12 protein-coding genes are annotated in these 12757 nt (G+C 70.1%); 4 read left to right on the top strand and 8 right to left on the bottom strand.

From position 1 onward, the window contains the following. Positions 1–207 precede the first annotated feature (207 nt). Positions 208–651 (bottom strand): VOC family protein, encoded by a 444-nt coding sequence (locus tag AB0J69_RS30525; RefSeq protein ID WP_364123958.1) that lies wholly within the window; start codon positions 649–651, stop codon positions 208–210. Positions 652–864: 213 nt separating this feature from the next. Further along, a complete protein-coding gene (locus AB0J69_RS30520; RefSeq protein ID WP_364123955.1) occupies positions 865–1833 on the bottom strand; it encodes a WYL domain-containing protein in 969 nt (322 codons plus the stop codon). A 2-nt stretch (positions 1834–1835) separates the two neighbouring features. Between AB0J69_RS30520 and AB0J69_RS30515 the strand changes: the two genes are divergently transcribed. Together AB0J69_RS30515 and fxlM are read left to right on the top strand one after the other, a co-directional pair. Then, positions 1836–3377, top strand: coding sequence for an MFS transporter (locus AB0J69_RS30515; RefSeq protein WP_364123953.1), 1542 nt, complete (start codon positions 1836–1838; stop codon positions 3375–3377). A gap of 233 nt (positions 3378–3610) precedes the next feature. Continuing rightward, positions 3611–4846, top strand: a complete 1236-nt coding sequence (gene fxlM / locus AB0J69_RS30510) for a methyltransferase, FxLD system (RefSeq protein WP_364123951.1) — start codon at positions 3611–3613, stop codon at positions 4844–4846. Positions 4847–4950: 104 nt separating this feature from the next. On the opposite strand, the gene AB0J69_RS30505 is transcribed toward fxlM, so the two are convergent. The 4 genes from AB0J69_RS30505 to AB0J69_RS30490 all read right to left on the bottom strand — a co-directional run bounded on the left by AB0J69_RS30505 (position 4951) and on the right by AB0J69_RS30490 (position 7816). Then, positions 4951–6021: an alcohol dehydrogenase catalytic domain-containing protein gene (locus tag AB0J69_RS30505; RefSeq protein WP_364123950.1), complete on the bottom strand. Its 1071-nt coding sequence runs from the start codon at positions 6019–6021 to the stop codon at positions 4951–4953. Then, the gene (locus tag AB0J69_RS30500) at positions 6018–6635 is read right to left on the bottom strand and encodes a VOC family protein (RefSeq protein ID WP_364123948.1); all 618 of its coding nucleotides are present in this window, start codon (positions 6633–6635) and stop codon (positions 6018–6020) included. Before AB0J69_RS30500 ends, AB0J69_RS30505 begins: the two co-directional genes overlap by 4 nt. 102 nt (positions 6636–6737) lie before the next feature. After that, a complete protein-coding gene (locus AB0J69_RS30495; RefSeq protein WP_364123946.1) occupies positions 6738–7103 on the bottom strand; it encodes an SgcJ/EcaC family oxidoreductase in 366 nt (121 codons plus the stop codon). A gap of 2 nt (positions 7104–7105) precedes the next feature. Next, positions 7106–7816 carry an SDR family oxidoreductase gene (locus tag AB0J69_RS30490; RefSeq protein WP_364123944.1) on the bottom strand — a complete coding sequence of 237 codons (711 nt, stop codon included), beginning with the start codon at positions 7814–7816 and terminating at the stop codon, positions 7106–7108. A 444-nt stretch (positions 7817–8260) separates the two neighbouring features. Here AB0J69_RS30490 and AB0J69_RS30485 point away from each other — a divergent pair, with 444 nt between their 5' ends. Beyond that, entirely contained in the window at positions 8261–9460 is a 1200-nt protein-coding gene (locus tag AB0J69_RS30485) for a YbfB/YjiJ family MFS transporter (RefSeq protein ID WP_364123942.1), read from the top strand. Between the two features lie 260 nt (positions 9461–9720). Then, positions 9721–9897, top strand: a complete 177-nt coding sequence (locus tag AB0J69_RS30480) for a hypothetical protein (protein ID WP_364123940.1) — start codon at positions 9721–9723, stop codon at positions 9895–9897. Between the two features lie 287 nt (positions 9898–10184). Here AB0J69_RS30480 and AB0J69_RS30475 read toward each other — a convergent pair whose 3' ends face one another. Both AB0J69_RS30475 and AB0J69_RS30470 read right to left on the bottom strand, forming a co-directional pair. Further along, on the bottom strand, positions 10185–10838 hold the full coding sequence (locus tag AB0J69_RS30475) for a hypothetical protein (protein WP_364123938.1): 654 nt from the start codon (positions 10836–10838) through the stop codon (positions 10185–10187). Positions 10839–11264: 426 nt separating this feature from the next. Beyond that, positions 11265–12449, bottom strand: a complete 1185-nt coding sequence (locus AB0J69_RS30470; protein WP_364123936.1) for a DUF2786 domain-containing protein — start codon at positions 12447–12449, stop codon at positions 11265–11267. Positions 12450–12757 lie beyond the last annotated feature (308 nt).

Here is a 12757-nt window from a genome sequence, read left to right as displayed (position 1 = left end):
CCCAGCTGACGGCGGAGTGCCTGGTTTCGTGACGGAGCACCGGCGGCTCGTAGTTGCGGCGCCCGCTCTGATCATGCAGCAGAACTCCAGCTCACAGCACGAAACCGGGCTTCCGGGTGGGACACGCCGCGCGGGCATCCTGGAGCGGCTGCTCGGGGGTCCATGCCCTGCGACGGCGCCCGGCCGGTGCGCCGCGCGGCGCGGCGGTCATTGTCCGGCCGCTCGGCGTGCCGCCGCCACGATCGTGTTGTCGCTGGTTGCCCAGGCCACCTCGAAGTAGTTGCCCTCGGGATCGGCCAGGTAGGCCGACCGTCCCTCGAAGAACTCGGCGTCCTCCGGCTCCTTGGTGATGCGCGCTCCCGCCTTGCGGAAGCGGTCGACCAGACGGTCCACGTCCTCGGCGCTGTCGGTCATGATGCCGATGGTGAAGCTGATGCCGTTCTCGATGGGGGCCGGCTCGGTGTTGCCGTCGGCCGCGAGGTTCTGCAGGGGGAAGAGTCCGAGCACGGCGCCGCGGAGCTCGAAGGCGGCGTAGTTGTCGTCGTCGACTACTTGCGGCCAGCCCATGCTGCGATAGAAGTCGCGCTGGGCGGTGAAGTTGCGGACGCCGATGGTGAAGACGTTCGCCAGCGGGGCGGGGGAGTCGGGCATGATGCTCTCCTTGTCCTGGGGGTCTTCTCTCAAACGTGTCCCCGGCCCGTACTGCTTCTTAACGGCTTCACCGGTTGTGGGCTCGGGGTTTTGTCGCTTGGTGGGGGCGATGATCGTTGAAGTGGCGGGCGTAGATGTGGAGGATCCTCTCGGCATGACCGCGGTCGAACAGCAGGATCCGGTCGCAGCACTCCTCGCGTACCGATGTGCAGGTCAGCCGGGTCGGAGTCCCTTGGTGATCCGGGTGCGCAGGGAGCGCAGGGCTTGCCTGAGTTCGGCCGGTTCGATGTCGGTGATGTCGGCGTCGAAGGTGAGGAGCAGTCCTGCCAGTCCTGGCCATGACCATGCGCCGAGTGTGAGTCGGCAGGTGGTTTCGGTGTCGTACCCGACTGTTGATCCGCCGGGGGCGAACCGGGCGACGGTGGAGGCGGGCAGGGCGACGATGGCTGAGCCGCGGCATTGCCATTCGGCGGCGGCGTCTCCGCGGTCGTGTGCGGTCATGACGAAGGCGACGGGATCGCCGTGCGGGATGTCACGCCGGTCGAAGGGGGTGTGCGTGGGCGCGCGTGGTTTGATGCGATCCACGCGCATAGCGCGCCACCGGTCCGCATCCGGGTCGAAGGCGACCAGGTACCAGCGTGCGGCCCAGACCACGAGGTCGTGCGGCTCCAGCGTGAGCGTGACGGGTTCGCCGTCACCGGTGTAGTCCACGCGAACGAGGTGCCGCCGGTTGATCGCGCTGCCGACGGCGCGGACGATCTCGGCGTCGATCGGTGGCGCGGGGAACTCCCAGTAGTTGCGGGCTGAAGAGACGGTGAACGCTTCGGCATGCAGGCGGCTGCGCGCGGGCATCGCCTGGTGCAGCGTGGCGAGAGCACGGGCCGCGTTCTCGCGGATGCCGGACAGGACCGCCGGCACGGTCTGGAGCGCGACCGCCGTGGCGACGGCCTGGTCCTCATCGAAGACGACCGGCGGCAAGCGGGTAGCACGACCGAGCCGATAGCCCCCACCCGCTCCGCGGACGGCCTCGATCTCGTACCCGAGATCCCGGAGCGTATCGATGTCGCGACGTACGGTTCTCGCTGACGTTCCGAGCCGGGAGGCGAGTTCCTCGGCGGTCAGGGTCGCACCGATCCCGAAGATGGACAGCAGCTTGAGCGCCCGCGCGGAGGTAGCAGCCATGATTGTCGGATTTTCTCACCGATAGCGGTCACTCGATGGCAACTATGCCGGTGATGGTGGCCCGCATGACCGATTCACCGAGCCCCGGAGGGGGCACCCGTACCACTGAGGCTTCTCCGACCCCCATCGCCGGCGCCGGCGGGACCGCGGCGCTGTTGGTGGTGCTCTTCGGCTCCTTCATGGACCTTCTCGACGCGACGATCGTCACCGTCGCGGCCCCGGCGATAGCCCAAGACCTGGGTGCCGGTGACGCCCAGATCCAGTGGACGATCGCCGCCTACATCCTCGCCCTGGGCGCGGGCCTGATCACCGGTGGACGGCTCGGCGACCAGTACGGCCGCAAGCGGCTGTTCGTGATCGGGCTGGCCGGATTCATGGTCACCTCGGCGCTGTGCGCGCTGGCCGTCGATCCGGGGATGCTCATCGGCATGCGGGCCGGGCAGGGGCTGACCGCCGGGATCATGGTTCCGCAGGTGTTCGGGATCATCCGGGCATCATTCGCTCCGGGCGAGCGTGCCAAGGCGTTCGGCGCCTACGGAGCGGTCCAGGGCCTCGCCTCGGTCGCCGGCCCGCTGCTGGGCGGGCTGCTCGTCGACACCAACCTGTTCAACCTGGGCTGGCGTACGATTTTCTGGATCAACGTGCCCGTCTCGATCCTGGCGCTCATCATCGGCGCGAAGGTCCTGCCGGAGTCCCGCTCCGCCTCGACCGCGCGACTGGACCTCCCAGGCGCGCTCCTCGCGGCCACGGGCATCCTTCTCCTGCTGCTGCCGATCATCCAGACCGGGACATGGGGATGGACCTGGGCCAGCAACGCCCTCCTCGCAGCCGGAACCATCGTGCTCGCGATCTTCCTCGCCCACGAGCGCCGTCTCGCCGGACGCGGAAACGAACCTGTCTTCGACCCGGCGCTGCTGAGAATCCGCGCCTTCGCAGTCGGCCTGAGCGCTTCGGTGCTCTTCTTCGGCGGCATCGGGTCGTACTTCCTCACCCTCTCGGTCTACCTCCAGAACGGAACCGGCCGAACCGCATGGGAGACCGGCCTGGTGATCCTCCCGTACGCGCTCGGCTCGATCATCACCTCCGGCCTCGGCGTCGCGCTCGCCGCCAAGGCGGGCAGAACGCTCCTGATCGCCGGCTCGCTCACCATCGCGGCATCCCAGCTCGTCCTGTGGTACATCGTCAAGGACGGCAACGAACTCGGATACTGGCTCCTCGCCCTCGCGCTCTTCATCGGTGGCCTCGGGCTCGGTCTCGCCGCACCCATTCTCGTCAACGTCGTCCTCGCAGGCGTCCCCGGACGCAACGCGGGCGCCGCGGGCGGGGTGCTCTCCACCGTCAACCAGATCGGCGGCGCCGTCGGCATCGCCGTGCTCGGCACGATCTTCTTCACCTCCGTCACCGGTTCAGCCACCGGAGCGCCGGTGCTGGCCGGCTACAGTGGCGCGCTCGGCATCGTCCTGATCGTCTCAGCCGCGCTCTACCTGATCACGGCGCTCGTGATGCTCGCACTCCCGAAAGCCGCAGTCGAGCATGCCGAGTAGAGAACCCAGGCCGCCCCCACGTGCGGAAGTCGTTCGCCGCGTCCTCCGGCTGGGCGACCTGGTCCGATCCGATCCCTCCGCTGTGCTCGGAGGGGGCACACCGGCGTAGCCTCCTGACCCGCCGATCGGGACCGGAAAGGGCACTCCTTGCCTGCGGAAAGCCAGGTCAGGAAACTGGCGGTCTCCGCGGGAGTCGCTGAGAAGGATCAGGGGTCGAAGCTAGGGTCGGTGGGGTGCCGACACCGATGGAGACCGTTACCTCCGAGCCCGCGCAGCAGCTCCGCTCTGCGATGGTCGCGGCCCTGCTCGAGCAAGGCTCGATTCGCCGGCCCGAGGTGGCGGCGGCGTTTCTCAACGTTCCCCGTGAGGTTTTCGGCCCGGAAGCCACGAGTCTGAAGGCCGCCTACGCGGTCCACGAGGTCATCCGGACCCGGTTCGACGAGCGCGGGCGGGCCACCAGCTCTGTCAGCGCCCCTTGGCTGCAGGCGCAGATGATCGAAGCGGCGCGGATCGGGTCGGGTGACCGGGTGCTGGAGATAGGTTCTGGGGGCTACAACGCCGCCGTCATCTCCGAGATCGTGGGACCGGAAGGGCACGTCGTCACCGTCGATATCGATCCATGGGTGTGCGAACGTGCGCGCAGATTCCTCGCCGAGACCGGCTACCCGCAGGTACAGGTCGTTCTCGGCGACGCCGAACACGCGGTCGACGACCTTGGCCCGTTCGACGCCATCTTGGTGACGGTCGGGGTCTGGGACTGCCCGTGGGGCAAACTGCTCGCACCGGGCGGTCGCCTGGTCGTTCCGCTGATCTTCAAGTCGACCACCAGGTCGATCACCTTCGTCCAGGAAGGAGATCGGCTCGTCGGCCATGATCCCACCGTGTGCGGGTTCGTCGCGCTGCAGGGCGAAGGCGCCCACCGGTCCCAGGAAGCGGAGCTGGCCGGCGGTGCCGTCTCGTTGACGATCGACGGCGGACCTGAACTCGACGAGGCCGCGCTCAACCGTGCCCTGGAGGAGGACCGGACAGAGCTGTGGACGGGGGTCACGGTCGACAGCCATGAGTCGTTCGAGACGCTGAACCTGTGGATCGTGACCGAAGACGATTCGTTCGGGCTCATCTACCGCGACCCCGCCACTGAATGCGACCTCGTTCACACCGCCGCCCGCTGGTTCTGCCCGGCACTCATCGCGCCCGACAGCTTCGCCTATCTCACGGCCCGGGAAGCCCACCGTGACGACCAGAGTGGCAAGGTCCGGCACGAATTCGGCATCTACGGACACGGTCCACAGGGCGCCGGTCTGGCCGACCGCCTGCATGATCACGTGCTGACCTGGGATCGTGACTGGCGGCACCGCCCGGGGCCCGGCTTCATCCTCTACCCGGCGGGCGCCGCGGTCCCCGAACCTGCCGTGGGCCGGGTATTCCGCAAGCGCCACACGCAGCTGGTCATGCAGTGGCGGACGTGATCAGGGATCAGGCCGAACCCCGCGGGGTGCGAGCGGCGGGGGCGCCACCGCCGCCGGTGATGAGCGCGACGGTTCCGTCCAGCGGTAGATCGGACATGGGTGTCTCATGTCGTGGGGTCGAGGACGACGCGGAAGCGGGCGTCGCCGTTGATCATGTGCTGGTAGGCCTTGGGCGCCTCGCTCAGCGGGAACACCTCGTTGCGGGAGCGGATGCCGTGGTCGAGGACGAAGTGCAGGTTGTCCTCGTTCTCGATCGCGGTGCCGGTCAGGCTGCCCCGCACGACGTGCTCGCCGAAGATGAGGTCGCCCGTGGCCACCTGGATCGGGTCGGGCGCGGCTCCGACGACGATCAGTTCGCCGCGCCGGCCGAGCCCTGGCAGCAGCGGCGACATCGACGCGCCGGAGGCGGCGGTGGCGACGATGACCGCCGCCCCGCCGAGCTGTCGCAGGGCGACGCCGGGGTCGGTCTGCGTGCTGTCGATGTAGTCGTGGGCGCCGAGTTCGGCGGCGAGCGTGGCCTTGGCGGTGCCCCGGGCGATGGCGACGACCCGGTGGCCCAGCGCGCGGGCGTACTGGATGCCGAGGTGGCCGAGGCCGCCGATGCCCTGCACCGCGACCAGTGAGCCGGGCCGCGCCGAGGCCGAGATCAGCGCGTTGTACATGGTCAGGCCCGCGCACAGCAACGGCGCGCCGGCGAGAGGGTCGAGGCCGGGCGGGATCCGTACGAGGCCGGTCGCCCGCGCGTAGGTCACTTCGGCGTAGCCGCCGTCGATGCCGGTGCCCGTCTGCGGCTGGTCGGAGCAGTTGACGAAGTCGCCGCGCCGGCACGCCTGACAGGTGGTGTCCTGGCCGCCGAGGAATCCGACGCCGACGCGGTCGCCGACCTGCCACGTCGGATCGACCCCGTCGCCGAGGGCCTCGATCACGCCGATGATCTCGTGGCCGGGCACGATCGGCGCCGAGGGATCGGGCCGCAGCCCCTCCACGGCGAGGACGTCGGTGTGGCAGATGCCGCAGGCCTCGATCCGGATGCGCACCTGACCGGGTGACGGCTCGTGCCGCTCGCGCTCGACGAGGGTGAACTGCCGCCGGCCGGTGACGGTGAAGGCCCGGTAGGTGGAGTCCTGGCCGGCGGAGGCAGGATGGGTGGGGACGCGGTAGGTGTGGTCGCTCATGCCGACAGTTCCCTTCCGGCCTGCTCGCGTACCAGGTAGTCGGCGTACCAGTCCGGCCAGTTGGGGTCTTCGGCGCCGGTGCGGGCCTCGTGCTCGCCGTGCGCGGCGGCGGCGCGGCGCAGCGCGGCGGCGAGGTCGGCGGTGGAGGCGTATGTGGTGGCCGACGGGTCCAGCCGTCCCGGCAGCCGGGTGGTGACCTCCTGCAGGACCCAGCCGTTGCCGTCCGGGTCGCTGAACGACAGGAACGAGCCGTAGCTTCTGCGCTGCGGATCCGGGCCGGGCACCCGGGCGTCGGTGCCGGCGTGGTGGAAGACGCCGCCGGCGTCGTGGAAGACCTCGCTGGGTTCGGCGCCGAGCCGCTTGAGCTCGTTGTGGGCGGCGGCGATGTCGTCGACGATCAGGTGCAGGCCCTGGGCCGAGCCCGGCGTCTGGGACGTGACCGAGGTGCCGAAGATGACCGACGCCGGCGAGCCGGGCGGGGTCACCTGCACCACCCGGAAGTCCTCGCCGGTGGCGATGTCGGCGTCGAGCCGCCAGCCCAGCGCCGTGTAGAAGTCCTTGGCCCGGTCGACGTCCGCGACCGGTACCACGACCACTTCGAGTTTCATGTCCATGATGTGCGCCTCCTGCGCTTGGTACGAAATGCCGGCATGCGGAGGCTCGCGCAGCCGGCTGATGGGTCGCGCCAGGGAGTTCCCGGCTGCGATCGCTGGTCCTCAGTCGAGGCGGGAGACCTGGTAGTGGGCGATGCGCCAGCCGTCTTCGGTCCGTTTCACGAGCACGCTGAGCCACACGTGCAGGGTGGGCCGGTCGGTGAAGGAGAAGTCGACGGCGAGGTAGCCGAGGACGAGGTCGTCGGCGAGGGCCCGGGTCTCGACGATCCGGTAGGCGGCGGCCAGCCCGGGCGGCTGGGAGTCGTAGTAGGCGGCGATGCCGGGCCGGCCGACGCTGTAGGGGCGCAACCCCTGGAAGATCGCGTCCTCGGTGAACAGGGCGGCGACCTGCTGCGGCCGGTGTGCGCCGACGCCGGCCACCCACCGGTCCAGGACGTCCCGGAGTACCGCTTCGGTGTCGGTGTTCATGGTCAGTGTCCGGCGCTCATGCCGCCGTCGACATGGAGGATCTCACCGGTGACGAACGGGGCCTGCTCCAGGAACACGACCGCGTCCACCACGTCGCTGATCTCGCCGAGCCGGCCCACCGGGTGCAGCCCGGCGAGGACTTCGTGGGTCTCCTCCGGGTGCATGGGCGTCTTGATGGTGCCCGGCGAGACGGCGTTGACGCGGATGCCGCGCTTGGCGTACTCGATGGCCAGGGACTTCGTGGCGGACTGCAGGCCGCCCTTGCTGAGGCTGGCCAGCACGGACGGGACCCGGGCGTCGGCGTTGTCGACCAGGCTGGTGGTGATGCTGACGACGTGACCGCCGCCATCCTGAGCGAGCATGCGCTCGATGGCGAGCTGGGTGATGTGGAAGAAGCCGTCGATGTTGACTCCCCTGACGGCGGCGTAGTCGTCCACGGTGTAGTCGGTGAACGGCTTCGCCACGAAGATGCCGGCGTTGTTGACCAGGCTGTCGACCCGGCCGAAGCCCTCGACGGCGGCGGCCACGGCGCGCTCGGCGGTGGCGCGGTCGGCGACGTCGCCCTGGACGGTGAGGACGCCCGGGTCGGTGGAGGGGGCGATCGTGCGCGAGACGGCGACGACGCCGTAGCCGAGCTTGCGGTAGGCGTCGACGACGGCGGCACCGATGCCCTGCGAGGCGCCGGTGACGATGGCGACCTTCTGAGAATTCATGATGACCTTCCTTAAAAACTGGTAGACAACCGGTCGTCTATTCGGGTGAACGTAGACGGCCGGAGAAGGGAAGTCAAAGGCGTACGCCGCCCGCGCCAGGACCGGCTTTCTCCTACCTGGTAGGCGTAGGCTCTTACCGCAAGTCAGCGGCGGTACGCGTCATCAGAGGGCGGCCAGGCGTCCGAGCCGTGGATGCCGACGTCCCCTCAGCGCCGAGGGCCTCGCCACGGCCAGGAGGTGGTGTCGTCGTCGAGGAGCACGGCCGTGGCCCGGGTCGCGACGGACCAGTGTCATCGGCGAGGTCCAGGCCGCCGCCGGCGAAGCTCCACGAGCCATGCTGCTCGGAGGCTGTGCCTACCACCAGGGAGGACGCCGGTCGTGGCGGGCGGCCAGGAGAAGCACGCACCATGAAACGATGACCGCCCGACTTCGATTGCTCTGCCCATGACCGGACGATCCTTGACCGCCGCCCTCCCGGTCCGGACCGGTGCGGCTGCGCTCCGCTCGCCCTGGGTCCACGTCGGCCAGGCCGCCGCGGCGCTCGCCGCGGGCATGGGGGTCGGCCGGTTCGTCTACACCCCGATCCTGCCCCTGATGCACGCCCAGGCCGGCTTGTCCGCGACGACCGGGGCGAGCCTGGCGACGGCCAACTACGTCGGGTATCTCCTCGGGGCGCTCGCCGGCAGCGTGTCGCCCGCGCTGATGCGCAGGCCCGCCCTGCTGCGGGCCAGCCTGGTCGTGCTGACCATGAGCCTGGCCGCGATGCCGTTCACCGGCGGTGCGGCGGTGTGGATCACGCTGCGGCTGATCGCCGGGGTGAGCAGTGCGCTGATCTTCGTCACCGCGGCCGGTTCCCTGCTCAGCCACCTGCGCGAGCATCCCACGCACCTGCCGGGCTGGGCGTTCGGAGGCGTCGGGGGCGGCATCGCGCTGTCCGGCCTGCTCGTGCTCGTGCTGCGCTCGGCCGCCGACTGGCGGGCGGCCTGGTGGGCTTCATCCCTGCTGGCCGCGCTGCTCACAGCCGCCGCATGGAACCTGCGCCCGGAGGCCCCGCCGGCCACGCCCGCCAGGACCGGCGGGGTGAAGGCCGGTGGAGCGGCGCTGCGGGGCCGGTTCGCCGTGCTGTTCACCTCGTACACGCTCGAAGGCGTCGGTTACATCGTGGCGGCCACGTTCCTGGCGGCGGCGATCGAGGAGACGAGCCCCGGGTGGGCGGGGAGCTGCGCCTGGGTGCTGGTCGGGGTGGCGGCCGTGCCGTCCGCGGCCTTGTGGGCCCGGCTCGGGCGCCGCTGGTCGGTGCCGGGGCTGCTGCTCACCGCGCTCGTCATCCAGGCGGGCGGCATCGTGCTGCCGGCCCTGGTGCCGGGGGTGACGGCCGCGCTCGTCGCGGCGGTGCTGTTCGGGGCGACGTTCATCGGGGTCAGCACGCTCTCCCTGGACGCGGGCGCCCGCCTGCGCTTTCCCCGCTCCGTCGCGCTGCTGACCGCCGGGTACTCCGTGGGCCAGATCCTCGGTCCCCTGGTCATGGCCCCGCTGCTGCGCCACGGTTACCACCAGGCGCTCATCCTGGCCGGCGCCATCGTTCTGGCGGCGGCCGTGGCCGCTGCCGTGCTGCGCGTTTGCTTCCCGCGCCACTCCGCGTAGCGGCCGGGGGCAGAGGGCGGCGGGCACCTCGTTCTGCGCCTGGGGCGCCGAGGAACGCCAGGCAGTTCCCCGCCGGGGGACCGAGCCGGTGCGGGACGTTGCAGAGCTTGGCGAGCAGCACCTGCCTCTCCAGCTGCGCCACCACCGACCGCGTGGCCGCCCGGGAGGCGGCCACGGTCACCTTGTGGGTGCCCGAAACTCGGCCGTTGGGGTTGACCTGGGGTTTGGCGTTCCCGTTCTGGCGGTCATGATCGCTGTTCATGGTGCTGCGGTTGCTTTATCTGATCTCTGTCCGGCTCGCGGGTTGGCTGGTGCTGCCGGCTCGCTCGCAGAGGTCGAAGGACGCGGGGATTCTCGTCTTGCGTCATCGGTTCGCGGTGTTGCGTCGGCAGGTGGCGCGGCTGTTGTCTGCAGCCGGTCGTCGGCGGTTGTTCTGACGCCGGGCACGCTGCTGCGCCGGCACGCCGATCTGGTACGGCGGCGCTGGACCCGTCCGGGCTGATGCTGGTCGAGCAGCCGATGCGCGGCTACCGCCAGGACCTGCGCAAGGCTCTTCCCGCCTACTTCGAGCCCGAGCGACCAACCGAAACCCGCGCCGCTACCAGGACCCCTCCGGGGGCGCGGGCGCTGGGGAAGACCTCGCTGCAGCGCAAGGACCAAGCCTTGTGTGGGCGGCATGATCACCATGCTGACGAGCTCGGCAGACGTATGGCCCCGGGACCGCCTACCCCACCTGGTACAGCCAGTACGACACGCTCTGCGGAGCACCCGGCGGCTGGTATGCCTCCACCGTCGCGCCCTCGTATCCGTAGGTCGTCGAGACCGTGCTCGTGGCCCCCGTCTCGTAGTCCTCGTACTTCTCTGCGTAGTCCTTCGTGACGAACATCTGGCTGGTGTCGTAGACGCTTTCCACGATCACCTGCCCGGGTCCGAACACGCCGATGAGGTCCTGCTGGAAGAGCTTCAGGCGGGCCTTGCATCCGGTGCACGGCCCGATGTTGCCGACCACCACGACCCGGATGTGGGCGCCATGAGGGAACGAGGAACGAAGCGCCTCGATCCAGTCCCAGGCTTCCTGCAGGACGGCGACCTCGCTGTCCTGCTTGGACATGCGAGCCTGCGCCTTGTCGACACGTCCCTGGTAGCTGCGGCTCGCGTCTTTGGTCTCCGCCAGGGAGTAGCGTGTCGTCCCCCCGGAACGCGCTCCCGCGACCGGGGTCTTGTAGCTGTGCGTCTCGTCGAAGGAGAGGTCTCCGTTGACCATCACCAGCGCCCGGGAGAACAGGCCGGCGCCCTTGGCACGGATCTCTGCCAGCGACTGTGCGATCTGCGGTGCCGCGGGGTCTGAGGTGAGGGCTTCGGGGGGCGTCGCGGTCATCGTGGTCCTCCTTGACGAGGGAGAAGCCTCAGCCTTTCATCCGGAAGGGCGCTGTCAAGGGACGTCGGCGTCCGGCTCCGGCCAGCGTGCGCCGCTCGGAGCCCGGCGAGGTCGCGGTGTCTGCCGACGTCGCGCGGCACGGTCCGGTGCTCACCTCAAGCGCGTCGGCGAGTTGCTGGCTTGTGGCGCCCGGGTTGGCGCGGAGCGTTCGATCAGTCGTGATCCGCACATGCCTGCGACACCGTCAGGCGCGCCCGCTGATCGGGAGTGCCGCCTCTCGTTCGCGAGGCCCGGTCAACGACGGCAGGAGCCCACGCGAGAGCTTCTCGAGCTCAGCATTCAGCCTTGTCCCGTCGGATCCGTGTCGTCGCGTCCTTGGATGGCTGATGCTAGGGAAGGGCATCCCCAGCATCAGGGATACAGGCGCTATCGCTCTCGCACCCCGAGGCTGGCCTGATCGGCGGCGGTACGGCCGGCCGCCCAGCCCTCCCGATCCCAGGACGTGCGGACCGTGTGCGAGACCAGGTCCGGGAACATGCGCTCGACCGCCTGCTCCACCTCCTGTTCGCGGGCCGCCAGCACCGGCACCAGGTCGGTGCCCCGGCTGGCGCTCTCCTGTGAGACCGCACCCGCCGTGGCCTCGGCGAGCCGCTCCCCGATCCTGGAGGCGAACGCCGACAGGAACGACTGGCGGAACGTCTTGTTCCTCGACCGGCCGGTGCCGTGCTTCTTGGTGCCCGAGTTCACCAGCGCGGTCTGCGCCTGCACCAGCAGCGAGGTGAACAGCACCTCCACCCAGGACAGGTCCGCCCAGAACCCAAGAACGGTGGCGAACCCCAGCTCCTTCGACCAGATCACCCGGCACCTGTTGGCCTCGGCGATGCGGTCGAGCAGCACGGCCTTGGGCTGCTCGTACGGCGCGTCGATGCCGACCCGGATGCCCGCCGGGGCCTCACCTCCGCCTGGCTGCGCGTCCAGCATCGCCGCGTCGATGTTGTACTTCGCCATCAAGCTCTGCGCCGCCGAGGTGAACGTCTCCGCCTCCGCCTCGTACGTCGTCGACTCCGCCTTGGCCAGCAGCGCCCGCACCCGTGCGAACGTCTTCTCGCTGACCGCGTGCGGGCGTGCCTGGACCGTACGGCGAGCGGCCCCGGGCCGCGGGCTCAACGACTCCAGCCGCGGCAGTCCGGTCAGCAACCCCAGCAGCTCCAGCGCACCGGAGACGGTCATCAGTCGGCTGGCCCCGTCGCGGGCCTGTCGCGCCGCCAGGTAGCCGCCCTTCCACCACACCGTGGCCTCCAGGCCGGCGAGTTGGTCGCGCCAGCGCTCATCCACCGTGGCCGGCGCGTAGGCCCGCATCTCCCAGGCGATGAGGTCAGCCGCCGCCCGCCCGTGCCAGTCGGTCAGCCGCCTGGCCGCGATCCTGACCACGTCGGCGGGTTGCCAGCCGTTCCGCCACAACCCCGAGATCGCACGGGTCACGACCTCCACCAGCACGCGATCGGCGTCGTCCCGGTCGGCCAGGAAGGCGGCGGCGGAGTCGAAGGCTGCCTCGTCCTCGCGGGCAAGGGCCTCTATCGCCGCGCCGATCAGCTCATTAGCCTTACTCACACGTGCCGTCCATCTCGAGGAAAGTCCGCCAGAACCCTACCGTGACGGAGCCTCGTCCCCTGCTCACCGGCGCGGTGAAGGCGGGCGAGGTCCTGACCGACCCCGGCTGACCCGCCTACCGATGGCGATCGGGGCGTCCAGGAATCCGGTCCGGGAGTCGACCTCGAACAGCTGGTCGGCGTGCTGTGCCTGCACGCGGACCGGATGTGGCTCCGGCTCTGAAGCGGTTGCCGCTTCACGGTCTTCAGTCCCGTCGACGAGGAGACCACCGAGAGTTCGGAGCGTCTGCATGCCCTCGCGGCCTGACC

The sequence above is a fragment of the Nonomuraea sp. NPDC049709 genome (assembly GCF_040674815.1).
GTDB lineage: Bacteria > Actinomycetota > Actinomycetes > Streptosporangiales > Streptosporangiaceae > Nonomuraea.
This window is presented reverse-complemented; position numbering and strand designations above follow the sequence as displayed.